A 23035-nucleotide genomic window follows, 5' to 3' on the forward strand; every position below is an offset into this window, starting at 1 on the left:
GCAGGGCCGGCCAGGGTGCACGTCGGTGGCACGGCGCGGTCGCGTACAACCCCGGGCGGGTTTCGTTCGTCTTGATCTTGTCGACCCCGCGCTGCATCTCGGCGCGGGGCGCTTGAGCACAAGGAGAACGACCATGCGCGCCACCGGCGTACGCCGTACCGTCCTGACCGCTTCCGCGGTCGCCCTCACCCTGGCGGTCGCCGCCTGCGGCGGAGGTGACCAGGACGGCGGAAACGGCGGGGACGGCAAGCCCAAGGGCGACGCGGCCGCGAAGCCGGCGGCGAAGGCGCTGACCGCCGCCGAACTGGAGAAGCGGATCGTGGCCACGGCCGACCTCAAGGACCACAAGGTGCAGGAGCCCGGGAAGGACGACGTCTTCGATCCCGCTTCCCTCACCGTCGACCGGGCGGAGTGCGAGCCCGTCGCCCGCGTGCTCTCGGCTCTCCCGGCGGGCGACCCGGCGGCGAGCGCCCAGCGACTCGTCGTCCAGGAGTCCGCGGCGTCCAAGAAGGGGATGCCCTCGATGGAGGAACTCGCGGAGATGACGGAGGAGGAGGCGAAGGAGGCGACCATCGACTCCCTCGACATCACGAAGACGATGACCTCCCTCTGGTCCTACGGCGCCGACGGCGCCGACCAGGCCCTCGGCACGCTGCGGACGGCGGGCGAGAAGTGCGCGAAGGGCTTCGCCATGACGATCGACGGGGAGAAGCAGCAGGTCACCAAGGTCACCGGGGAGAAGCTCACGGCCGGTGAGGACGCCGTCGCCTGGACGGTGGGCACGAAGACGGACGAGGACCCCGTCGAGACCAAGGTCGTCGTCTTCCGGACGGGCACCACGCTCGCCGGGTTCTCCTCCTTCAACATCGCGGCGATCAGCCGCGGTGAGGCGTACGAGCAGCCGACCGCCGTCATCGACGCGCAGGAGGCCAAGCTCGCCCGATGATCCGGGCCCGGCCGGCACGGAAGAACCCCGGTCCGCTTGAGCGGGACCGGGGTTCTCGTCGAGCGCTGGGCAGGCCTTGCACCTGCATTTCCCCACGGGAAGTGGGGCGTCTTTCCTTGGACCACCAACGCACTGCCTGCCGTGGGAGGTTGACCTCCGTGATCAGGCACGATGATCGTACCGCAGCCCCGGGTGGGGTGCACATCGAGCCGCGCTCGTTCATGTACGAGGACGATGACCCATAGTGTGAATGCGCGATGTCTTGCCTGAGGCCTTGTCAGCTCCCGGGCCTACCCCTATTCTCACGCCGAGAAAGCGCTTTCCGCCACGGCGTGTTTGACATGATCACGCCATGGCTTCCGTTCCGGCATGTGAAGGCGAATGGGGAGACCGAGGATGAGACGACCAGTCGCGCTGCGACTCCAAGCGGCACTGGGCACGCTGGCCCTCGCGGCCGCGGCCGGTGTGGTGCTGACGATGCCCGAGACGGCGTCGGCGGCGGCCGGCGGCGCCACCGGCTACGCGACCCAGAACGGCGGCACGACCGGCGGCGCGGGCGGGCAGACCGTGCGCGCCACCACCGGCACGGCGATCCACCAGGCCCTGTGCGGCCGCGCCGACAGCAGCACCCCGATCGTCATCGAGGTCGAGGGCACCATCAACCACGGCAACACCAGCAAGGTGTCGGGCGACAGCTGCAACACCGCCGCCGACAAAATCGAGCTGAAGCAGGTCAGCAACATCACCATCGTCGGGGTCGGCGGCGGTGCCGTCTTCGACCAACTGGGCATCCACATCAGGGAGTCCAGCAACATCATCATCCAGAACGTGACCGTCCGGAACGTCAAGAAGTCCGGTTCGCCCACCTCCAACGGCGGCGACGCCATCGGCATGGAGAGCGACGTCCGCAACGTCTGGGTCGACCACTCCACCCTGGAGGCCTCGGGCGGCGAGTCGGAGGGCTACGACGGCCTCTTCGACATGAAGGACAACACCCAGTACGTCACCCTGTCCTACAGCGTCCTGCGCAACTCCGGCCGCGGCGGGCTCATCGGCTCCAGCGAGAGCGACCGCTCCAACGGCTACGTCACCTTCCACCACAACCTGTACGAGAACATCGACTCCCGCGCGCCCCTCCTGCGCGGCGGCGTCGCCCACATGTACAACAACCACTACGTGAGCCTGAACAAGTCCGGGATCAACTCCCGGGCGGGCGCCAAGGCCAAGGTCGACAACAACTACTTCGAGGACTCCAAGGACGTCCTCGGCACCTTCTACACCGACGAGGCCGGCTCCTGGCAGGTCGGCGGCAACATCTTCGACAACGTGACCTGGTCCGAGCCCGGCGGCGACAACAACCCGGCCGGCCCCGACCCGCAGTCCAACACCACGGTGTCCATCCCGTACTCCTACACCCTCGACGACGCCTCCTGCGTGCCGTCCGTCGTGAGCGGTACGGCGGGCGCGAACAAGGGCCTGAAGGTGTCGGACGGCAGCTGCACACCGCAGAGCCCGGACCCGACCGACCCCACGGATCCGGACCCGACCGACCCGGACCCGACCGATCCGCCGAGCGGGACCAACCTCAGCATCGGGGCCGGCTCCGACGGCTCGTCCAAGGCGAGCGGCACCAGCTACGGCAACGTCCGCGACGGTGACCTCGGCACGTACTGGTCCCCGGCCGGTACGACCGGCTCCGTCTCCGTCAAGTGGTCCTCCGCCCGGACCGTCGCCAAGATCAACATCCGGGAGGCGGCGGGCTCCGAGGGCACCGTCGGCTCGTACCGCGTCCTCAACCACGACACCGGTGCCGTCCTGGCCTCCGGCAGCGGCGCGGGCGTGATCGCCTTCTCCCCGGTCTCGCTGGAGAAGATCACCTTCGAGATCACCGGCGCCTCGGGCACCCCGAAGGTCGCCGAGTTCGAGACGTACGCCGGCTGACACGGCCGGGCGGGCGGGGTGTGTCCGGATCGCGGTGCCGGACACACCCCGCCCTCTTGCGCGGGCGCGGGACAATGGACGGTGGCCCACTCCACCGGAGTGACCCCCGCACCCGGGGACGGGCCGTCGTCACGCACGAGGAGGAGAAGACATGGCGGAGCCCACGCCGCGTCGGCACGAACCGCGGCTACGCCCCGCGCCCCTGCTTTTCGAGCCGGCGGAGGCGGCCGCCGACCCGGAGCACTTCTTCGACCTCGAGTCGGTCGACGACCCCCGGGCCCTGCTGGAGCGGGCCACCGAGCTGACCCACGCGTTCCGTGCGGCGGCGGACCGGGCGATGGAGTTCCAGGCGATCGCGGCGGCACAGTTGGCCGATCCCCGGCGGTTCGACCGCCTGACGACCGCGGACATCGCCGAACGGGCCGAGTGGACCGAGGACTACGCCAAGAAGATGGTGGAGTTCGGGCGCGACCTGATGCGCGGCGAACCGGCCGAGTAACCGGGACGCATATGACAGGGGGCTGGGCAAGATACTCCCTTCCCGGCCGTCGTGTCCCCGTTTCCCGTAACCCGGCGGAGCTTCGCCCTCACGCACGGTAGATATTTGCGGTATGAGCAGCACACGCAACGTCACGCCCCACGTCTCGGACGTCACCGCGGACGGCGCCGCCTGGCTGGCGTCGGCGGTCGCGTACCCGCGCGACACGCTCGCGCTCTGGGAGGAGCGGCCCGCGGCCCCGGTCGTCCTGCCCTGCGGCTCCGCCTTCGACGTGGTGAGCGCTCCCGCGATCTTCGGTCGCCGGATGCTCGACCGGCTGTGGGAGGACGGCCCGGGGTCCGGCCCGGTGGCGGAGTTCCGCGGCCGGATGCTGCTGTTCGCCGCGCCGGGCACCGCCCAGCGCCTGCCCTCGCTGCTCGACTGGGAGGAGTGGGGCGCCCGCGGCCGGGCGGACGGCCGTACGGGCGCGGTGCCGCCGCTGCTGTGCCACGGCGTCGGGGACACGGTGACCGTCCCGGCCCCCGCGGGTTCCGCCGCTCCGGCGGGTGCGCCGGCGCGCTCCGGGTCCCGCTGGCTGGTGGCCCCGGACATCCGCCGGCCCTGGCTGCCCGGCCCGGAGATCCTGCTCTGGGCGGCGGTGCGGGCGGCCCGCGCGGCGGTGCGGATTTCGATTTTTCCTCCCGCCGACCAGGGTGCTAAGGTCTACGACGTCAGCAGGCGCCGCTAGCTCAGTTGGTTAGAGCAGCTGACTCTTAATCAGCGGGTCCGGGGTTCGAGTCCCTGGCGGCGCACGTTGGCGATGGCGAGGCGTGTTCGCGGAAAGCGCGAACCCACCTCGCCATCGTTGTTTTTGCGCGGCTTCGCCGCGCGTTGTGGGGGCTTCGCCACCCACACCCCCCGCTCGGTGGGCCGGGGGTGGTGGGCTCGCCCAGGCGTGTGGGTGGGCCGGGGACGAGTAGGTCAGCCGGGGGTGATCTGTACGGTCCAGGCGCCCGACTCCGTGCGGTCCTCGACCTCGACCCGCACGCCGTCGCCCGGGACCGTGAAGCTCTCGCCCAGGCCCACCGGCGCGTCGGCGAGCGGGGGGTAGACCGAGTCGGCCCAGCAGGCCTCGGTGCCCGGATGGGCGTCGACCACCTCGATCGGCCCGCCGCCCGACTGCGCCCCGCTGCGCACCCGGTACACCAGCACCCCCGCGCGGCAGGCGGAGGCGTCGCTGCCGACCGGCGTGCGCACCTCGAAGGCGAGCGCGCTGCCCGCCCCCGTGCGCACCACCGCCAGCTTCGTACCCCGCCCCAGGCCGAAGGCCGGCGCTCCGGCGGCGCCGGTCACCACCACACCCGGGCCCGCCCCCAGCGGCTCCATCGTCAGCCGGGCCGGCTCGCCGCCCCGTACGCAGACCACCTGCCGGGGCTGCAACCAGCCCAGCTTCCACTTGTGCCAGCCGAACAGGTCGGGGGCGAGCCCGAACTGGCTGCCCATCAGGTCCCAGTCGCCGACGTGCGTGTCCCAGTCGCCCTCGCCGTCCACCGGCCGGTGGTACAGGTCCGGCAGGTCGAAGACGTGCCCCGTCTCGTGGGCCAGGACCAGCCGGTCCGGCGGATGGTTCTCGAAGACCGTGACGACCCGCCGGATGTCGGTGCCGTCGGCCCGCATCGGGGTGTCCAGGTTGACGACCTTCGTGGCGTCGGAGTCCACGCCGGGCGCGTCCGGGTCCGCGACGAAGTAGACGACGTCGTACCGCGAGAAGTCGACGTGCCGGTCGGCCGCGGCCAGCGCGTCGCGCAGGTAGGCGGCCCGGTGCTCGGGACCCCAGTCGCGCCGTATGGCGTACGACGTCGACGGGCTCGGCATCCGGATCCAGTCCCGCAGCGGGTGCGCGCGGAGCGTGAAGGCGCCGTAGGAGGCGCGCCGGAAGAAGTCGCCGGTGGCCGGGAAGTGGTCGGCGGCGAGTTCGGCCGGTGCCGTCAGCGGCTGGGAGTCGGGGAAGGACAGGAACACCATCACCGCGTCCAGCGCCCGGGCCGGCCGGGGGTAGGCCGCGTTCCAGGTGTCCAGGCCCTCCGAGTGGTGTACGTCGGTGCGCTGGAGCGCGCAGGGCTCCGGGGAGAAGGGCTCGGCGACCGAGGGCGCGCTGATCAGGGAGGTCGCGGCGAGCGCCGACATCGTGGTGCACACCGCGGCGGTGCTGCGCAGCCTGGTCCGGGGGAACGGGCGCGGCACATGGACCTCCGGACGCGGTTGACGGGACACCGCACCCAGCTTGTGCATGATTGTCGTATTACGACCTGTTCGCCTGCACCGGATGGGTGAGCCGGCCGGGTCTTCGCGCGAGTTCTCCTGGGCGACGTCCCGAAGACACTCACGGAACGTCACAACTGGTCGGAGGGGTGACGGACCCGTCCAGGTGTGAGCAGAAACGATCTGCCGGAGGGGTGGACCGGTCCGCAGCGCGGAACGGCGGCTGGAAGGGCCCGGTGTCAGCCTCTATGATCGGCACACTTTCCTGCACGAACAGAGCACGAACAGAGATCGAGGCACTGCGGGAGCGAGCGGTGAACGGAACCTCCGAAGGGCCGGCGCCCGCGACAGACCTCGGCCCGTCGGTCATCACAGAACGTGACGAAGGTCTGGCTCCCGGTACCGGGCGTACGGGGCCCCCGGCCTACCGGTCGGTGTTCACCACCGCCCCGCTCGCCATGGCCGTCGTCGACGCCGAGGGCCTGGTCGTGAGCGCCAACGACTCCCTGGGCACCCTCCTCGGCACCGACCCGGCCGCGCTGGCCGGCGGCGTGGCGGCCGACCTCGTCGACCTCGCCTCCGACGCCGGCACCTGGCACGCCTACCGGGAGGTGCTGCGCGGCCACCGTCCCCGGCTGCGCTGCACCAGACGGCTCAAGCGGGCCGACGGGCACTCCCTGTGGGCGCAGGTGACGGTCGAACCACTGGCCGGCTCCGGGGAGCCCGGGGACGGCGACTGCGAGGGCCTGCTGCTCTCCGTCGCCGACGTCAGCGCCCGGCGCGAACTCCAGGCCCGGCTGCGCCACCTCCAGATGCACGACCCGGTCACCCGGCTGCCCAACCGCGCCCTGTTCTTCGAACGCCTGACGGCCGCGCTGGAGGCGGAGCCCCACGAGCACGGCGGCACCGGCCGGATCGGCGTGTGCTACCTGGACCTGGACGGCTTCAAGGCCGTCAACGACACCCACGGCCACCGCGTCGGCGACCGGCTGCTCGCCGCCGTCGCCGAACGGCTGACCAGGTGCGCGGAAGAGGCCGCCCACGCCCGGTCCGGCGCGCCCCTGGTGGCCCGGCTCGGCGGCGACGAGTTCGCCCTCCTGGTGGAGGACTCCACCGGCACCGACCAGCTCGCCGACCTGGCCGGAGCGGTCTTGGCGGCCCTCCAGCCGCCGTTCGAACTCTCCGACCGGCGCCTGTCGGTCACCGCCTCGGTCGGCGTCGTCGAACGGCACACCGCCGGCACCACCCCCACCGCCCTGATGCAGGCCGCCGACACCACCCTGTACTGGGCCAAGGCCGACGGCCGGGCCCGCTGGACCCTGTTCGACCCCGAGCGCAACGCCAGCCGCATGACCCGCCAGGCGCTGGCCGCCACCCTCCGCCCCGCCATCGAACGCGGCGAGTTCGCCCTCGAGTACCAGCCACTGGTCGGCATGGAGGACGGCCGGGTGCGGGGCGTCGAGGCGCTCATCCGCTGGAATCATCCTCAGTTCGGCGTACTGGCGCCGAATCGGTTCATCGCACTGGCGGAGGAGGATGGATCGATCGTTCCCCTCGGCCGCTGGATCCTGCGCACCGCCTGCCACCAGGCACGCCGCTGGCAGCTGGCGCACCCCGAAGAGCCGCCGATCTTCGTCAGCGTCAACGTGGCCGTCCGCCAGGTCTGGGACTCCGACCTGGTCGCGGACGTCGCCCACACCCTGGAGGAGACGGGCCTGGCGCCCCGTCTCCTCCAGCTGGAACTGACGGAGTCGGCGGTGATGGGCTCGGCCGGGCGACCGCTCCAGGTCCTCCAGGCGCTCAGCGACATGGGCGTCCGCATCGCCATCGACGACTTCGGCACCGGCTACTCGAACCTGGCCTACCTCAGCCGGCTGCCGGTCTCGGTGCTGAAGCTGGACGGCGCGTTCGTACGGGGCTTCCAGTACGAGGCCGTGCCCGAAGCGGTGCCCGACGCCGTGTCCGAGGCCGTGTCCGACGCCGCGGCTCCCGGCGCCGGTGCTTCACAGGTCGCCGGCGCCGAGGTCGCCCGTGCCGGGGCCGCCGGTACCGGGGTCGCCAACCCGGCCGACGAGGTCATCGTCGAGGCGATGGTCCAGCTCGCCCACCGCCTCGGCCTGACCGTCACCGCCGAGTGCGTGGAGACCTCCGACCAGGCGACCCGCCTGCGCCGCATCGGCTGCGACACCGGCCAGGGCTGGCTCTACTCCCGGCCGGTGGCACCGGACCGCATCTCCGCGCTGCTGGGCTCGGCCGGGGCCGGCCCGGCGGGGGTTCAGGCCGGCGTCGGCAACCCGTAGGCGTCGGCGATCAGCTCGTAGGAGCGCAGCCGTACGTCGCCGCCGTGGGCGTTGGCGGTGAGCATCAGTTCGTCGGCGCCGGTGCGCTTCTGGAGGTCGTCGAGGCCGGCGCGGACCTCGTCGGCGGTGCCGTGGACGACGTTGGCGTTCCAGGACCGTACGAAGTCCTCCTCCATCGGGCTGAAGTCGTACGCCTCGGCCTCCTCCGGCGTCGGCACCAGCCCCGGGCGCCCGGTGCGCAGCCGGACCATGTTCAGCGCGGCCGCCAGCACCTGCCGCCGCGCCTCCTTCTCGTCGTCGGTCGCGAGCGCGGCGACGCCGATGAGGGCGTACGGGGCGTCCAGCACGGCGGACGGCCGGAAGGACTCGCGGTACAGGTCGAGCGCCGGGACCGTGTTCTGCGCAGAGAAGTGGTGCGCGAAGGCGAACGGCAGCCCGAGGGTGCCGGCCAGCCGCGCGCTGAACCCGGAGGAGCCGAGCAGCCACACCGGCGGCCGGTGCGCCGACTGCACACCGCCGGGCGAGGTGGCCTGCACCGGTCCCGGCACGGCGTGGATGCGGCCGTACGGGTGCCCGTCCGGGAAGTCGTCGTCCAGGAACCGGATCAGCTCGGCGAGCTGCTGCGGGAAGTCGTCGGCGCCCTCGTTCAGCCGGTCGCTGCGGCGCAGGGCGGCGGCGGTGGCCCCGTCGGTACCCGGGGCGCGGCCGAGCCCGAGGTCGACCCGCCCCGGCGCCATGGCCTCCAGCGTCCCGAACTGCTCCGCGATGACGAGCGGCGCGTGGTTGGGCAGCATGACGCCGCCGGAGCCGAGCCGGATGCGGTCGGTGTGGGCCGCGAGGTGGGCGAGGATCACCGCGGGGGAGGAGGAGGCGACGCCGGGCATGGAGTGGTGCTCGGCGACCCAGTACCGCTCGAATCCGCGGCCCTCGGCGAGCCGCACGATGTCCACGCTGGTCCGCAGCGCGTCGGAGGCGGTGCGACCGGCCCCCACGGTCACCAGGTCCAGTACGGAGAGGGGGACGGGAGCGGTGCCGTGGGCGGTGCCCCGGATCTCCTCTGCGGCGTCTGCGGGCATGGTCGGGTGCCTCCTGTGCTTGACGTGGTCGTACACGCGGTTCGTACGCGGGTCGCTTCGCGACGTAACAGGAGGGGGTCTCCGGTTATTCCCCGGCGGGTCGCGTCGGCCCGGTGGCGCTACGCCGGCCACACCCCCTCGCGCACGACGACGCGGCCGCGAAGCTCCCGCTCTCCGCGCCAGGCCCGCACCGTCGTCGGCTCGACGCGCAGGTAGACGAATGCACCCTGCTCCGTCCGCGGGTCCCAGCCGAACTTGCCCGCGAATGCGTCCGCGGCCTCGTCGGGCACCTCGCTCGCGGGATACGCCTCCACCTCTCCTTGCAGCAACACCACGTCGAAGGTGTCCGGCAGTGACAGCCGTACGCGCGGCTCCTCGCGTATGTTGCGCGCGGTCGCGGAGGAGGCGCCGGTGCACATCCACACGGCCCGCCCGTCCCACAGGAACCACAGGGGCACCTGGTGCGGCCCGTGGTCGGGGTGGGCCGTCGACACCCACACGTCGCGCTCCCTGCCCAGCCGTTCCAGGACGTCGCGCCTGCGCTCCGCCGCAGTGCGGCGCGTGATCTCCGTTGCCTGCATGGACGCCGACCCTAGGCATCGCGCGCGCGACGCGCATCGGGCGCGGGTCCTAGGCCGAGGTGCGTAAGCCCCGCTCCCCGGCCCGCGTGCCTCAGCTACGGAGGGCGGCGAGGAAGGCGGCGAAGGCGGGGGCGGGGAAGGTGAGCACGGCTCGGGCGGGGACCTTGGAGTCGCGGACGGCTATGTGGGGGTGGTCGAGGGCGACCTCCACGCAGGCGTTGCCTTCGCCGCCGCCGGAGTAGGAGGACTTCTTCCATGGGCCGCGCGTCATCGGGTCACAGCTCCTTCGTCAGCCGGTGAATGAACTCACGGGAACATTCGGGCTCGAAGGCTACTTCCTCCACCCTGCGGAACAACGTTCGGAAGTGGCTCAGTTGCGCTTCGGCGTCGACGAAGACGGTGCCGTGAGGGGCGTCCCGGACGACCGTGTCCAGTTGGGGGACGGGTCCGCCCGCGTACACCATCGCGCTACCGGCGCCTGCGAAACCGCTCACGGCGAATGGGACGACGCGTACGGTCACGTGGTCGGATTCGGAGAGACTCAAGATGTTCGAGAGCTGAGCCCTCATGCCAGCCTTGTCGACCACCTTAATGCGCAAGGCCGCTTCATGGATGACGGCCTCGTACGGAGTCGGCTGCGGGCGCTCGAGAATGACCCTGCGTCTCATACGGTGCTCCACCCAGCGCTGGATCTCCTCGCCCGAGAACTGAGGATTGACGTAGGAGAAGAGGGCGCGAGCGTAGTCCGCGGTCTGGAGAAGTCCCGGTACGTGCAGGAAGTCCACGTCCCACCGCAGCGATGCGTGATGCTCCAACTCGGAAAGATCCAGGAAGGCGTGGGGGAGTGACCCCCGATACTCCTCCCACCAACCGTGTGGGCGGCCGGTGGCCATCGTCACCAGTGCCGCGATCAGATTCTCGTCCGCGCACGCGTAGTGAGCGGCAAGGCGGCGCAGGCGCTCCTCACTTACGCCCGCGATGCCGGACTCGATCTGACTGATCTGGACGGAGTTCACGCCGAGGAGGCTCGCCGCCTCAGTCGCCTTGAGGCCGGCGGCTTCCCTCATCTTTCGCAGCTCGGCTCCCAGGCGCTCCTGGCGAGCCGTTCGGGTGCGTCTGGGCGGCACGTCTCCTCCTTGTTCAACGGCCGTTCGCACGCGGCTCGTTCGAGGCAAGATTACGCGATCCGCTTGCTGCGTCATAAATCTATGCCCTACCTTCGGTGACAAGAGTCGCACTCATTGCGACGTCGTGGCGTCGGAAGCGCACCGCTTTGCCCTGTCATGGCAGCGCGGCATGGACACCGGCACCGCGACCACCCGCCCCATCCCCGAAGGGAACCGGCATGCCCGAAAGCGATCCGTGGGAGTACTCCCTCTACATCCCGAACGACCCCAGAGCCGTCACCGTCTGCCGCCGGACCCTGCGTCTGATCCTGACCATGCACGGACTGATCCGCATGGTCGACCTCGCCGAACTGCTCGCCACGGAGCTGGTTTCCAACGCCGTACGGCACACCAAGGGGCCCGCCGCGCTACGGGTGCGCTGGTCCGGGGCTGCGGGAGTACTCCGGCTCGGTGCCTGGGACGCGGATCCCTCACCCCCGGAGCCGCCGCAGCCGTTCGACCGGGCCGTGGAGCGGGAGGACGGGCGGGGGCTGGCGTTGGTGCGGGCCTGTGCGGACGTGTGGGGGTGGCAGCCGCTCGCGCGGGAGGGGAACCGGGGGAAGTACGTGTGGTGCGAGCTGGGGGCGGTGCCGGCCGCCGGGAGACGGACGGCGTGACGCGTCGGTCAGTGGACCACGCGGTGGCGGAGATGGACGACGCGTGAGCCGAAGGTGCGGGACTCGACGAGTTCGAGCTTCACCCGGCGCCCGTGCCGGGGGAAGTACGCGGTGCCGCCGCCGACCAGTACCGGGTGGACCATGGCCCGGTACTCGTCGATCAGGTCGGACGCGGCGGCGTCGGCGGCGAGGGTCGCGCCGCCGATGGCGATGTCTCCCCCGCCGGGCTCGGCCCGCAAGCGCTGGATCTCCTCCGCCGGGGTGCCGGAGGCCAGGCGGGTGTTGGTGCCCTGGACCGTCGTCAGCGTCCTGGAGAACACCACCTTCGGGAGCGCCTTCCACAGTGCGGCCCACTCCAGCTCCGCGGCGTCGAGTGACTCGTCCCGATCGGCGGTCTCCCAGTACAGCATCGTCTCGTACAGACGCCGGCCCAGCAGGTGGACGCCGGTCCGCCGCAGTTCGTCGGTGAAGTGGCGGAAGACCTCCGGGTCCGGGTCCGACCAGTCGATGGCGCCGGTCGGGTCGACGATGAAGCCGTCGAGGGACACGTTCATCGAATAGGTCACCCTGCGCATCGGAAGGCCTCCTCGGTAGCCGTTCGAGTCCGACAGTACGGCCACCGGGTGGGTGCCGCAGCAGGTGTCGATCGTGCGGCGCCCGGGTGAAGCGGTGCAGGGCTGTCTCGATGAGTTCTCCGTCCTCGAGCGGTCTGTCCTACTACTCGACCGTTCTCGACAGGAGTGCCATGTCCACCATCCAGCCAGTGATCCTGACCGCCGACCTGGACGTTCTGCTCGACTTCTACTCGGAGTTGTTCGGCGCCGAGGAGATCTTCCGGGTGCCGGCCCAAGGCCCGGCCTTCTACCTCGGCCTGCGCATCGGCGACACCGACCTCGGGCTGGTGGCGAAGAAGGACCCGGGCGCCGGAGAGGCGCCGCGGATCCTGCTCAGCATCGGTGTCGACGACGTCGACGAGACGCTCGGCCGGGTGGAGACGCTGGGCGGCTCGGTCAGCGGCGGCCCCAAGGACATGCCGTGGGGACAGCGCGTCCCACGTCAGCGACCCCGACGGCAACCCGATCAACCTCACCCACCCGATCCGTGACGGCGCTTAGTCGACCGGCGAGACCCGGATCAGGTTGCCGTCCGGGTCCGTGATCGTGAAGGTGCGGCCGAAGGGCTCGTCGTGGGGCTCCTCGACCACGGTGACGCCCTTGGCGACCCATTCGGTGTGGAGCGCGTCGACGGCCGACGCCGGGCCCGGGACCATGAGGCCGACCTCCGAGGTGCGCGGGGTGCGGGGCGTGACCGCGTCCGCGCGGCCGCTCCACAGGGCGAAGAGGACCCCGGGGGCGACCTCGAAGGGGACGTAACGCGGTGTCGTCACCACCGGCTTAATGTCGAACAGGTCGGAGTAGAAGGCGGTCGCGCGCTCGACGTCGGTGACGTAGACGAGGAAGAGGTTGGGTGCGGGCATGGGGTGTGGGCTCCTTCCGGGCGGGCCGTTCGGCCGCTGGTGCCAGCCTCGCCTGAGAACATGACAGAACCTGTCGTGTTCCGGTGAGGGAGCTGTCGCATGAGTCGGCCGCAGCGGTTGATCGAGCTTCTCGCGGCCCTCCAGGCGCGGCCCCGGACCACCGCCGAGGCGCTGGCCGAAGAGCTGGGGGTGTCCACGCGGACCGTCCTGCGCGATGTGCGGGCGCTCGTCGACGCAGGGATTCCCGTCTTCACCGAGCGGGGCAAGTACGGCGGCATCAGCCTGCTGCCCGGTGACCAGGCCGACCTGTCGAAGCTGACGACCGGGGAGGCGGACCTGCTGCGGGCGGTCGGGCTCGACCTCGAACGGGCCCGTCAGCTCGGCGGTGAGGCGGCCGCCCGCTCGGCGCTGCGCAAGCTCACGTCGTGCAGGCAGCCGCCGCCCGCCCGGGACGAGCTGCCGCTCGCGCTGACGGACGTGATCGCGATCGACAACCGGCCCTGGTTCGAGGACGACGTACCCCTGCCCGACGTCGCGGGGCTGGTGCGGGACGTGCGTACGGGGAGGCGGCTGCGGATCGTCTACCGGAGGAGCGGGGCCGCGTCCGCGCGGGAGTTGGTGGTCGATCCCTACGGGCTCGTGCAGCGGGGCGGGCGTTGGTATCTCGTGGCCGACCGGGACGGCGAGCCCCGCCTGTTCGCGCTCGCCCGGCTCCAGCGGTGGGCCGTGCTCGACGACGGGCGTCGGCTACGGGACGGTGCCGACCTCGCCGGTACGGCACGCGAGTTGGGTGACGCGTTGGAGCGCAGGGAGCACGTGACGGTCACGGCGCGTGTCGACGCCGCCAGCCTCGACATCGCCCGCCGGATCCTGGGCGCCCGGCTCAGGGCGGCGAGCGACCAGGGGGACGACGGGCGGGTCGAGATCACCGTGGCGTACGACCAGGTCGACGGCGTACGGCAGTTGCTCCAGTTCGGCGAGCACATCGAGGTCGTTGCACCGGAGGCCGCCCGGCGGCTGGTGGAGCGGCTCGCGGTCGGGATCGCCCGTGCGCACGCTTCCGGCCTCGATGCCGGGAGACCGGTCCAGGACGCGGGCCAGGGGCGCGGGGCTTCGAGACCGTAAGATCATCGTATGCGAGGCGGTGTCCTGGTTCCGTGCTCGGTCATCCGTCGGAGAGGGACATCGTGCGTCGTCTGTTGTGTCTGACCGCTGCCGCCGTGCTGCTGTGCGTCGGCTGCTCCGGACGCGGGGGCGGGGACGACGGCAAGCCAGCCGCGGCCTCGCCCGCCGTCGAGCACGGCTCCGCGGTACGGGCGGCCGTCACCGAACTCGGCAGGGGGACGGCCCGTTTCCACCAGGAGATCGTGCTGGAGGGCGACGGCGAGGAGTACCCGATGACCGTCTCCGGCGACTTCGACTTCGCCCGCGATCGCGGGAACGTGGCGGTCGACCTTCCGGGCGGCGGCATCAGCCACGTGGACGAGGTCTTCTCCGACGGACACGTCTACGTCAGCGGCCTCAACGGGGTCGGCGAGGACATGTGGGGACTCGTGTCCCGGGACGCGGCGGAGGCCCACTACGTGCTCCGGGCCCCGGTCAACGACCCCGAGCACGCGCTCCGGCAGATCTCCGAGATGCGCCAGGTGCGTCGCGAGGGTGAGGAGACCGTCGACGGCGTACGGGCCGTGCACTACCGCGGCATGCTCGACCACGACACCCTCACCCTGCGGATGGCGAAGGACGTGCGGGAAAAGGTGGACGACACCCGCGACCTCCTGGGCTCCGACATCCCCGTGTTCGCCGACGCGTGGGTCGACGGCCGCGGCCGGCTCGTGCGGACCCGCATGGAGTTCAACCTGGCCGGCGCCGGGGTGACGGTGACCACGGTGCTGTCGGACCTGGGCGAGCCGGTCCGGGTGACGGTTCCGGCGGCCGAGGAGACCGTCATGGCCACCGAGGTCACCGGCATCCTGATGGGCTGAGACGGCGGCCGTCAGGGCTCGGCGGCTGCCCCGGCGCACCGGTCAGGGCCGCCAGGCCACCCGGTGCTCCGCGAGATGCGCCAGCACCGCGTGGTTGGCCTCCCACCCGTCCGGGAACTTCACGAGCGTCCCCAACTGGACCGGCTCCGTGGACGGGTAGTCGTCCAGCAGGTCGCCCACGCCCTCCCGGCAGACCACGATGCACGCGTGCCGGTGCCGGGAGGTGAGGACGCACAGGCGGCCGGTCTCCAGGTGGAAGGCGGTGGCGTCGGGGCGGCCGGAGAGCGGGTGCAGCACGACCGTGACGTCGTACTCGCGGCCCTGGAGGCGGTTGGCCGTGTCCACGGTCACGTCGTGCACGCCCAGGCCGGCCAGTGCGGCACGGACCGCCGCCGCCTGGTCGCGGTGCGCGGTGCCGACGGCGACGCGGTCGGCGGTCAGGGGTGCGGGGTCGGGCGAGCGCTCGGAGGTCGCCCGGCCTTCGCGGTCGAGGAGACGCCGGACCACCGCCGCCACCGCCCGCACCGCCTCCGGGTCGGTGCGCGGGGTGTGCCGGGCGGGCAGCTCCAGCAGGCCCCAGCCCGCGGCGGCCGCCTCGTCGATCACCCGGTCGGGGCCCGAGCCGTCCGACGGCACCGAGAAGGCCAGACTCCGGTCGCCGTGGTCCGTGCCGCTGCGGAACGGCGTGTACGGGTAGAAGGCGTCGGAGACCAGGCGGGACGCCGACGCCGGGAGCCGCCAGGAGACCGGGAGGCGGTGCTGGGGCAGGCCCGGATTGTGGGCGAGGAGGGTGGTCACGGCCGAGGACGACGGGTCGTAGGCCAGGCCCGCCCACTGCTCGCTGCCCACCGTCGCGAACGGGTCCAGCTGACCGGGGTCGCCCACGAACAGCGCCCGCTCGAAGAGCCCGGCGACCGCGAGCAGGGAGTCCGAGCGCATCTGGTACGCCTCGTCGACGATCGCGTGCCGCCACGGCTCGTCCACCTTGACGTGCGCCCACTTCGCCGCCGTCGACAGGACGACGGACAGCCCGGCGAGGTCGGCGGCTTTCGCCGACTTGCGGACGTTCTCCAGCCCGTCGAGCGCCTTGTCGTACGGGTCGGCGTCACTGCTGTGCAGGCGGCCCACCGGGAGGTCCGGGTTCTTCTCGGCCAGACGCAGCACCAGGTCGTCCACCTGGGCATTGGTCTGCGCCACCACCATCAGGGGGCGGCCCGCGGCGGCCAGCTCCAGGGCCGCCCGCACCACCAGCGTGGACTTCCCGGCGCCGGGCGGGGAGTCGACGACCACGCCGCGCTCGGTGCCGTGCAGGGTGTCGTGGAGGATCGCCGCGGTGGCGCGGGCCGCCTCCGCGCCCGGGTCGAAGGCGGCGGGTGCGGCGAGGGTCTCGGCGGTCACAGCACGTCCTCCTCGGTCTGGGCGTCGGCGGCCTCCGGCACCGAGGCCGCCTCACCGGGCGGGCCGCCGTGCGTCCACGGGGTCTGCTCCGGGTCGGGGAGCTTCGCGCCGCCCCGCGGCTCGTGCTCGAAGAGGGTGAAGCAGACCAGGTCGCCCTTCTCCGGCACCGAACCCGCCTCCGGCTCCTTGCCGCGGCCCATCCTGTCCGTGATCCGCAGGACCAGAGTGCCGTCCTCCGGGGCGTCGTCCGACGACGCGGCGCCGACGAACTCGGCCGTCTGGGGCTTGCCGCCCAGCGAGCGGTACACCTTCACCCGCTCGCCCAGGTACGGGCGGTCGTCCGTGCGGACCGTGACCAGCGGGCGCGGACTGGGCCGCTTGCTCTCGCTGTACGCCATCACCACGTCCACGACCTCGCCCGCGAACGCCTCCCCGGCCAGCCGCCGCCCGGCCATCACCAGCGGATCGTCCAGCGCCTCCTGGGCCTCCAGACGGGCCTGCTCGCGCTCGCGCGTGGCCAGCTTGTTCGCCGCCGTCACCGCGTCGTCGCGGCGCGGCTGCGGAGGCTCGCCCGCCAGGACGCGGTCGCGGTGGGAGGTGAACGACCAGCGATCGCGGGTCCAGCGCTCCTCGGCGTGCGCCCCCTCGGGCAGCTCGCGCAGCAGGTCCAGGCCCCGCCACACCGCGTCCCAGGTGGGCCGGGTACGGCTCTCGACCAGGGCGCGGATCTCCCGCTCGGCGGCCGTGAGCGCGCCGAGCCGCTCGTCGGCCTCCAGACCGTCCTCGGCGGCGGCCAGCGCGGTGCGGGCGCGGTCGTAGCGCTCGATGGCGGGGGCGAGCAGCTTGTTGTCGAAGGCCGGATCGGTGGCCGGGCCCGCGGGCGGGCACAGCAGCTGACCGTCGCCGTCGCGGGCCAGCTCGGCCCGGCGGGCGGCCTCCGCGCCGGTCGCGCCCTCCGCGCCGTCCGGTGCGATCCACGCGAGCAGGGCCCCCAGGTGCTGGTCCTCCAGCGTGGACTGCCCGGTCGCCCAGTGCCGGCCCAGCAGGTCGGTCACGGCCAGGAGGAGCGAGGAGCCGGGGACGCGGGCCCGCTCGCCGTAGTGGGTCAGCCACCGGCCGAGCAGCGGCACCCGGGGCGGTGCGGGGTGCGGGGTCTCCGGGTCCTGCTCCGCCGTACGCCGAAAGCGCATGGACCGGCCGAGCAGCCGTACGAAGTCGACGCCCGCGCGGCTCGGCACGACCAGCTGGGCGGCGTCCGCGCACAGGTCGACCTCGACCTTGACCCGCTTGCCCGTCTCCGGGTCGGTCTCGGTGCGCTCGGCGGCCTCGACGCTCTCCGCGTACGCCTCGACGTACGGCAGCACGATGTCCGCCAGCTCGGCCAGGAACGCGAAGCGCAGGTCGCGGTCGCGGGGCTGCGGCACGGCCAGCAGGTGCGGCGCGTCCCGGTCGGTGCCGACCAGCGCACCGAGCGGCGCCCCGGCCTCACCGGCCGTGGTCAGCGGTACGAAGACCAGGGGACGGTCGGACAGGTGCCGGTGCCGGACGGTGGCGGCGGGCTGGGCCCGGCCGGTGTGCACGGCCTCCAGCCGGGCGAGCGTGGTGATCAGTGACACCCGGTCACCCCGCCTGCCGCCGCGAGTGCCTCCGCGCGCAGCCCGGCCGCCCTGCGCAGCGCGGCCACCGCCGGGTCGTCCGGGTCCCCGGCCTCCCCGCGGGCCGCGGCCAGGACGTCCTCGACCGTGGAGAGACCGCCCAGCTCCGCCCGCACCGGACGGCCCAGGCAGGTCACGGCGCCGGCCTCGCGGGACCGGGCGCGGCAGTGGAAGGCCAGCTCGCACGCGGACAGGCACTCGGGCGCGTACGTCGCCGGAACCGCCTCCACCGCCGCCGCGAGCTCCTCGGCCGACTGCTCGGGGGAGAAGCAGACGCCCTCCGGGAGCGCGTCGGCGATCTCCTCGACACGGGTCAGCCGGGCCAGCTGGCGGCCGGTGACGGCGCGCTGCTTGCGCACGTCGACGGCGGACGCGGTGGGCAGGTTGGAGAAGTCCTTGGGGCAGACCAGCAGGACGCGGTGGCGCACGCGCGGGGCCGGGTCGAGGCGGGCGGCGACCCGCTCCAGGGCCAGCACGTACACCGCGGCCTGCCGCGCCGCGGCGCCCACCTTCGCAGGGTCGGCGGAGCCGTCCAGCATGGGGAAGGACTTGATCTCCACGACCGTCCAGCTGCCGTCCGGATGCACCACCACGGCGTCCGGCTCCAGGAAGGCGGGCGAACCGGCGACCTCGAGGGCGAGCATCGGATGGTCGAGCAGCGTCCACGCGCCGGCCGCGCCGGTGGCCTCGCGCAGCGCCAGCGACGTCCGCGCCGCACGCCCCTCGGGGCCGGTCGCGGACAGGTCGGGCAGGTGCACCGTGGCCTCGGCGGGCGGTTCGGCGCCCCGGTCCAGTCCGTCGTGCACGAGCCGCAGCAGCTCGGCGCCGCCGTCCGCCTTGACCCTGGCCTCGAAGGCGTTGCCCCGGGTGAAGGCGAACTGCGACTGCCCGAAGACGGACGCGGAACCCAGCGCGCTCGCCAGCGAGCCCTTGTCCACCCCGGCGCCGTCGAGGATCGCCCGTCGGCGGCACCCCGGATTGGCGGCGAGGGCGGCCAGGGCGCGCGCGTCCAGCGCCTTGGCCGGTACGTCGGGACCGCGCAGCTCAGCGAGCCGGTGCCGGAGTCTCGTCCCCTGCGTCCGAGGGGGCGGGGTCCGGCTCGGCTCCCGCTCCGAACCGCTGCTCGCGCTGCCGTGGAAATCGCTCACCCGCGGAAGTCTGGCATCCACCACTGACATTCGCGGAACCCGCGTCGTCGGCGGCCGGGACGGAGCCGGTCGGGGCAGCGGTCGCCGAGTCGGTCGCGGAGCCGGTCGGGGCCGGTGCGAAGCGGGCCGGGAGCCGGGTCCGCAGCCGCTCCGCGGTCCGCAGCACGAACGGCGTCAGCAGCAGCCCCGCGCCCATCACGGCCACGCCGGCGACCGCGTCGAGGAAGTAGTGGTTGGCGGTGCCCATCACCACGATCGTGGTGCCCAGGGGGTAGACGACGGCGGCGACCTTCGCGAGGCGGGTGCCGCCGTGGCGCCACAGCATCACCCCGCACCACAGCGCCCAGCCCACGTGCAGGCTCGGCATCGCCGCGTACTGGTTGGTCATGCCGCCCATGCCGCGCGGCGCGCTCGCCGCGCCGCCCCACCAGCCGTACGAGCTGTACTGGGCCATCGTGTCGACGAACCCGTGGCTCGCGTCCAGCAGCCGGGGCGGGCAGGTGGGCAGGAGGGTGAAGCCGATGAGGCCGATGAACGTGGACGTCATCAGCCAGGTGCGGGCGGCGCGGTAGCGCACCGCGCGGGAGCGGAAGAGCCACACCAGGATCGCGGGGGTGACCAGGTAGTGCAGCGACGCGTACCAGAAGTCCGCCGGGACGCCGATCCAGGGCTCGCTGGTGAACAGGCGGTTGAGGGGGTGCTCCGCGTTGAGGAAGAGCGCCTTCTCGATGTCCAGGAGGGCCAGGCCGTGGTCGACGGCATCGGCGACGTCGCCCCGCACGAGCAGGCGCCCGGCGCTGTAACAGGCGTACACGAGGACGATGAGCGGCAGCTCGGTCCACCAGCGCAGCCGAGTGTTCGGGGCCGCCTCGGTGCCCGGTGTCTCGGTGTGCGGCAATCCGATCGCCCTCCCCCTTCTCACGCTTCTCACTTCTCGCTCACTCGTACGCCCGGACGGACACGGGCGAGCCACTCTACGGCCTCGCCGGGCTCGCTCCGCGAAGCGCCCTCGGACCGGATAGACGCGGGCACCGCCCCTCGGGTTGCCCGCACGGACAGTACGGGATGATGGAAAGGTCCCCCCAGACATTTCTCCCGGAAAGGCCTCTTCATGGCACCGCGCATTCTGCTGGCCCGGCACGGACAGACGGAGTGGTCGCTGTCCGGCAGACACACCGGCAGGACCGACGTGCCGCTCCTGGAGGAGGGCCGGCGCGGCGCGAAGCTGCTGGGAGAGCGGCTGCACCGGGCGCCGCTGGACGGGCTGGACGGCGTGGAGGTGCGGACCAGTCCGCTGGTGCGCGCGAGCGAGACCTGCGAGCTGGCGGGCTTCGGCGAGCGCGCACGCGCGTGGGACACGCTGATGGAGTGGGACTACGGGGCGTACGAGGGCATGACCCCTGACCAGATCCAGGCCGTGCGGCCCGGCTGGCTGATCTGGCGGGACGGGGTGCCCGAGGGGGAGAGCGTGGCGGATGTCACCGCGCGCGCGGACGAGGTGGTGGCCTGGGCGCGGGAGGCGGAGCGGGACGTGCTCGTGTTCGCCCACGGGCATGTGCTGCGGGCGATCGGCGCGCGGTGGCTGGGGCTGCCGGTGTCGTTCGGGGCGCGGATACGGCTGAATCCGACGTCGCTGTCGGTGCTGGGGTGGGCGTACGGGGAGCCGGCGGTGGAGAGCTGGAACGACGTGGGGCATCTCGTCGGCTGACGGTTGGCGGCTGACGGTTGGTGCCCTGCCGGTGCCGGTGCTTGGCGGTGCCCGGCGTTGGGGGCGGGGTGGGGTGCGCGGCCCGGCGTTGCGGGGTGCCTCCCCCAGTGCCCACCCGTGCCGCCCCGGCGGCACGACTGCCCGCAGCGGCGGCGGAGTGCGGCTACGCCGGTCGCGGCAGTGCTCCGTGGCGGTCCAGGAAGGTGGACACGGTGGGGGAGCGGCGGTGGGGGAGGAGGACTCGGGTCGTGCCTGCCAGCATCGTGTGGATGCGGGAGGACTGGACCTCGCCCAGCAGGTCCAGGACGCGCAGGCCCGCTCCTGCCGCCTCGTCGGGGCGGCCGCCGCGGGCCAGGTCGTCCGCCAGCTCCGCCGAGTACAGCGCGAGGTTCCGGGTGAAGTGCGGGTCCTGGAGGTCCGCCGCCCGCCGTGCGTGCCGGGCGGCCCGCGGCCAGTCGCCCAGGGTGGACCAGCACTGGGCCTCGAGCCCCTCCAGCTCGGCCTCGCCGTAGAAGCTCATCCACTCGGGGTCGGTGTCCGAGGGGCCCCGCCCGTAGAAGGTCTGCGCGCGGACCAGCGCCTGCTCGCAGCCGACCCGGTCGGCGAGCCCCGCCCAGCCGCCCGCCTCACGCAGCGAGAGCAGGGACATCAGCCGGTCCGAGCCCAGCGGGCGGGCGGCGCGCTGCGCGGCCTGGGCCGCCCGCACGGCCTCGCGCGGCCGGCCGGCGTCGCGGGCCAGGAACGCCATGTTGCAGAAGGCGTGCGCCTCCAGGCCCGCGTCGCCGTTCATCCGCGCGGTGGCGAGCGCCTCGGCGTAGTGGGAGCGTGCGTCGTCGAAGCGCCCCGAGTCGTGTGCCAGCCAGCCCACGGAGATCGCCAGTTCACCGGCGCCCGTGTACAGCCGGTCCGCGGTCGCCTGCCGGGACGCGCCGGCGTCCAGGAGCGCGTACGCGGTGCGCAGCGGGGCCGCCGCGCGCCGGTAGAGACCGTCCGCGCCGTGCCGGTCGTCCAGCAGCCGGATCCGGCGGACGGCCTCTTCGAGGGCGCCCGCCTCGCCCGTCCCGGCCCGTCGCGTGGGGCGGCCCGCCGCCGCGGCGTCCAGGGCGAGTCCCAGGGGGCCCAGCGAGGCGGCGGCCACGGTGGCACCGCTCGTCATGAATGCGCGACGCAGCACGTCGCTCTCCTCGTTGTTGTCGTGCGTTTCGTACAGGTCTTGCGTGTCTCGGTTGTCTCGTGAATCCCGTGTGTCTCGGTTGTCTCGCGTGTCATGCGTCTTATACGGCTCACCCGCCTCCCACGACTCACCGGCGCCGCGCGCCTGCCGTCCGCGGACCGACGAACGGGGCGCGAAGCCCAGGTCGGTGAGCGTGCGGCCGGGGAACATGTGCAGGAACACCCGCTCGTAGGCGTAGTTGGGGCAGCGGATCTCGCCCGCCTCGACCCGGCCGACGTAGCGCGCGTCACAACTGACCCGCTCGCCGATCTCGCGCGCGGCCCGCCGGACCGCCGCCGCGAACTCCGCCGGGGAGCGCTTGCCGCGCAACCGCCTGAAGGCGAGGTTCGGCCGCGGGGGCCGTTCGGGCTGGGCGGAGGTCACCGTTGACGACGCCATGGCCGGGTCCTCTCGTGCGAACCGTCGAACCATGCCGGGAGAGGTCGCGAGCCTGCGCGGCCCTGTTTCCGGCGAGCAAGAACGTACCGGCTGTGACGGAGCCACCACGCGCTGTTTGGCTACAAACCGGATATCTCATCCACGATCTGCCATGAAGTGCCATCCTTTGCGGCGGCCCCGTGCCGTAGCCGTTGACGGTCCGCCGCGTTGAACCGGGTGGACCGGGAGCCCGCCGACTCCCGATCCGCTCGTCCGAGGAGGAGTTCCGTGGTGGAGGCCGGGATGGACACCAGTGTCAGCGTTCCCCCCTGCGATGCCTGTGACGTCGTCACCGTGCCGGCCCGGCAGGGTCTGGAGGCGGTCGACATCATCAGGCGGGGAGCCGGCGAGGGGGTGGGCTCGGTGCTCCACGACGACGGCTGCGACACCCTGGGCTTCCTGGTGCCGCCGGGCACCGCGGCCGCCTGGGACGTGCCGGGCAGCACCTGCATGGAGACGGAGGGCCGGGGGCTGAGCATCGTCCCGGAGCCCGAGCCGCCCGTGGAGGGCTCCGACTGGCTGCTGCCGCCCGGCGAGGCGGACCTGGCGACCGACCCCGTCGTCCTGCGGGCCGCGCTGGGCGAGGCGGCCCGGCTGATCAGGGCCGCGGACAGCTGCCGCTGAACACCCTTCGCCGAACGCCTTC

Annotated in this window: 22 protein-coding genes, 1 tRNA gene and 1 pseudogene; 12 read left to right on the forward strand and 12 right to left on the reverse strand. The window is 72.8% G+C overall.

Annotated elements, in window-relative coordinates; genetic code table 11:
• Positions 1–133: 133 nt before the first annotated feature.
• From Sco07f_RS00960 to Sco07f_RS00980, 5 genes are all read left to right on the forward strand, one after another.
• Positions 134–946, forward strand: a complete 813-nt coding sequence (locus Sco07f_RS00960; protein WP_108986674.1) for a hypothetical protein — start codon at positions 134–136, stop codon at positions 944–946.
• Positions 947–1342: 396 nt separating this feature from the next.
• Positions 1343–2887: a pectate lyase family protein gene (locus Sco07f_RS00965; RefSeq protein ID WP_108986675.1), complete on the forward strand. Its 1545-nt coding sequence runs from the start codon at positions 1343–1345 to the stop codon at positions 2885–2887.
• Between the two features lie 151 nt (positions 2888–3038).
• Complete coding sequence (locus Sco07f_RS00970) at positions 3039–3386, forward strand: DUF8844 domain-containing protein (protein ID WP_007449898.1); 348 nt, start codon at positions 3039–3041, stop codon at positions 3384–3386.
• A gap of 112 nt (positions 3387–3498) precedes the next feature.
• Complete coding sequence (locus Sco07f_RS00975) at positions 3499–4113, forward strand: bifunctional DNA primase/polymerase (RefSeq protein ID WP_108986676.1); 615 nt, start codon at positions 3499–3501, stop codon at positions 4111–4113.
• Positions 4104–4177, forward strand: a tRNA-Lys gene (locus Sco07f_RS00980). Before Sco07f_RS00975 ends, Sco07f_RS00980 begins: the two co-directional genes overlap by 10 nt.
• A 169-nt stretch (positions 4178–4346) precedes the next feature.
• Here the strand turns inward: Sco07f_RS00980 and Sco07f_RS00985 are convergent.
• On the reverse strand, positions 4347–5657 hold the full coding sequence (locus Sco07f_RS00985; RefSeq protein ID WP_087790832.1) for a M6 family metalloprotease domain-containing protein: 1311 nt from the start codon (positions 5655–5657) through the stop codon (positions 4347–4349).
• 284 nt (positions 5658–5941) lie between these two features.
• On the opposite strand from Sco07f_RS00985, the gene Sco07f_RS00990 reads away from it, so the two are divergent.
• Positions 5942–7927: a putative bifunctional diguanylate cyclase/phosphodiesterase gene (locus tag Sco07f_RS00990; protein WP_108986677.1), complete on the forward strand. Its 1986-nt coding sequence runs from the start codon at positions 5942–5944 to the stop codon at positions 7925–7927.
• On the opposite strand, the gene Sco07f_RS00995 is transcribed toward Sco07f_RS00990, so the two are convergent.
• The 4 genes from Sco07f_RS00995 to Sco07f_RS01010 all read right to left on the reverse strand — a co-directional run bounded on the left by Sco07f_RS00995 (position 7903) and on the right by Sco07f_RS01010 (position 10711).
• Positions 7903–9003 carry an LLM class flavin-dependent oxidoreductase gene (locus Sco07f_RS00995; protein ID WP_007449970.1) on the reverse strand — a complete coding sequence of 367 codons (1101 nt, stop codon included), beginning with the start codon at positions 9001–9003 and terminating at the stop codon, positions 7903–7905. The two genes, Sco07f_RS00990 and Sco07f_RS00995, sit on opposite strands and share 25 nt — an antisense overlap.
• Before the next feature lie 119 nt (positions 9004–9122).
• Positions 9123–9584 (reverse strand): pyridoxamine 5'-phosphate oxidase family protein, encoded by a 462-nt coding sequence (locus Sco07f_RS01000; RefSeq protein ID WP_108986678.1) that lies wholly within the window; start codon positions 9582–9584, stop codon positions 9123–9125.
• A 91-nt stretch (positions 9585–9675) separates the two neighbouring features.
• Positions 9676–9855 (reverse strand): DUF397 domain-containing protein, encoded by a 180-nt coding sequence (locus Sco07f_RS01005; protein WP_108986679.1) that lies wholly within the window; start codon positions 9853–9855, stop codon positions 9676–9678.
• A gap of 4 nt (positions 9856–9859) precedes the next feature.
• Positions 9860–10711, reverse strand: a complete 852-nt coding sequence (locus Sco07f_RS01010) for a helix-turn-helix domain-containing protein (protein ID WP_108986680.1) — start codon at positions 10709–10711, stop codon at positions 9860–9862.
• Positions 10712–10929: 218 nt separating this feature from the next.
• On the opposite strand from Sco07f_RS01010, the gene Sco07f_RS01015 reads away from it, so the two are divergent.
• Entirely contained in the window at positions 10930–11367 is a 438-nt protein-coding gene (locus Sco07f_RS01015) for an ATP-binding protein (RefSeq protein WP_108986681.1), read from the forward strand.
• A gap of 8 nt (positions 11368–11375) precedes the next feature.
• On the opposite strand, the gene Sco07f_RS01020 is transcribed toward Sco07f_RS01015, so the two are convergent.
• Positions 11376–11942, reverse strand: a complete 567-nt coding sequence (locus Sco07f_RS01020; RefSeq protein WP_108986682.1) for a dihydrofolate reductase family protein — start codon at positions 11940–11942, stop codon at positions 11376–11378.
• Positions 11943–12112: 170 nt separating this feature from the next.
• Between Sco07f_RS01020 and Sco07f_RS01025 the strand changes: the two are divergent.
• A pseudogene (locus Sco07f_RS01025) lies at positions 12113–12482 on the forward strand (VOC family protein).
• On the opposite strand, the gene Sco07f_RS01030 reads toward Sco07f_RS01025, so the two are convergent.
• Complete coding sequence (locus Sco07f_RS01030) at positions 12479–12844, reverse strand: VOC family protein (protein WP_108986683.1); 366 nt, start codon at positions 12842–12844, stop codon at positions 12479–12481. The pseudogene Sco07f_RS01025 and the gene Sco07f_RS01030 sit on opposite strands and share 4 nt — an antisense overlap.
• 99 nt (positions 12845–12943) lie before the next feature.
• Here Sco07f_RS01030 and Sco07f_RS01035 point away from each other — a divergent pair, with 99 nt between their 5' ends.
• Entirely contained in the window at positions 12944–13969 is a 1026-nt protein-coding gene (locus tag Sco07f_RS01035) for a helix-turn-helix transcriptional regulator (RefSeq protein WP_108986684.1), read from the forward strand.
• A 62-nt stretch (positions 13970–14031) separates the two neighbouring features.
• Positions 14032–14829, forward strand: a complete 798-nt coding sequence (locus Sco07f_RS01040; RefSeq protein WP_159106915.1) for an SCO4651 family lipoprotein — start codon at positions 14032–14034, stop codon at positions 14827–14829.
• Between the two features lie 42 nt (positions 14830–14871).
• Here the strand turns inward: Sco07f_RS01040 and Sco07f_RS01045 are convergent, their stop codons facing one another.
• From Sco07f_RS01045 to Sco07f_RS01060, 4 genes are read right to left on the reverse strand one after another with little or no spacing between them, the layout of a single operon-like run.
• Positions 14872–16227 (reverse strand): AAA family ATPase, encoded by a 1356-nt coding sequence (locus tag Sco07f_RS01045; protein WP_108986686.1) that lies wholly within the window; start codon positions 16225–16227, stop codon positions 14872–14874.
• Positions 16224–17843, reverse strand: coding sequence for an amino acid adenylation domain-containing protein (locus Sco07f_RS01050; RefSeq protein WP_167467980.1), 1620 nt, complete (start codon positions 17841–17843; stop codon positions 16224–16226). Before Sco07f_RS01050 ends, Sco07f_RS01045 begins: the two co-directional genes overlap by 4 nt.
• The gene (locus Sco07f_RS01055; protein WP_256975147.1) at positions 17834–19030 is read right to left on the reverse strand and encodes a hypothetical protein; all 1197 of its coding nucleotides are present in this window, start codon (positions 19028–19030) and stop codon (positions 17834–17836) included. The genes Sco07f_RS01050 and Sco07f_RS01055 overlap by 10 nt, the downstream gene beginning before the upstream one ends.
• Positions 18927–19928, reverse strand: a complete 1002-nt coding sequence (locus tag Sco07f_RS01060) for a phosphatase PAP2 family protein (RefSeq protein ID WP_108987056.1) — start codon at positions 19926–19928, stop codon at positions 18927–18929. The genes Sco07f_RS01055 and Sco07f_RS01060 overlap by 104 nt, the downstream gene beginning before the upstream one ends.
• Before the next feature lie 213 nt (positions 19929–20141).
• On the opposite strand from Sco07f_RS01060, the gene Sco07f_RS01065 reads away from it, so the two are divergent.
• On the forward strand, positions 20142–20738 hold the full coding sequence (locus tag Sco07f_RS01065) for a histidine phosphatase family protein (protein ID WP_007390057.1): 597 nt from the start codon (positions 20142–20144) through the stop codon (positions 20736–20738).
• A gap of 163 nt (positions 20739–20901) precedes the next feature.
• Here the strand turns inward: Sco07f_RS01065 and Sco07f_RS01070 are convergent, their stop codons facing one another.
• Positions 20902–22350 (reverse strand): NsdA family TPR-like regulatory protein, encoded by a 1449-nt coding sequence (locus Sco07f_RS01070; protein ID WP_108986687.1) that lies wholly within the window; start codon positions 22348–22350, stop codon positions 20902–20904.
• A 282-nt stretch (positions 22351–22632) separates the two neighbouring features.
• Between Sco07f_RS01070 and Sco07f_RS01075 the strand changes: the two genes are divergently transcribed.
• Positions 22633–23013 carry a hypothetical protein gene (locus Sco07f_RS01075; RefSeq protein ID WP_007449995.1) on the forward strand — a complete coding sequence of 127 codons (381 nt, stop codon included), beginning with the start codon at positions 22633–22635 and terminating at the stop codon, positions 23011–23013.
• Positions 23014–23035 lie beyond the last annotated feature (22 nt).

The organism is Streptomyces coelicoflavus (assembly GCF_003112555.1).
Taxonomy (GTDB): domain Bacteria; phylum Actinomycetota; class Actinomycetes; order Streptomycetales; family Streptomycetaceae; genus Streptomyces; species Streptomyces coelicoflavus.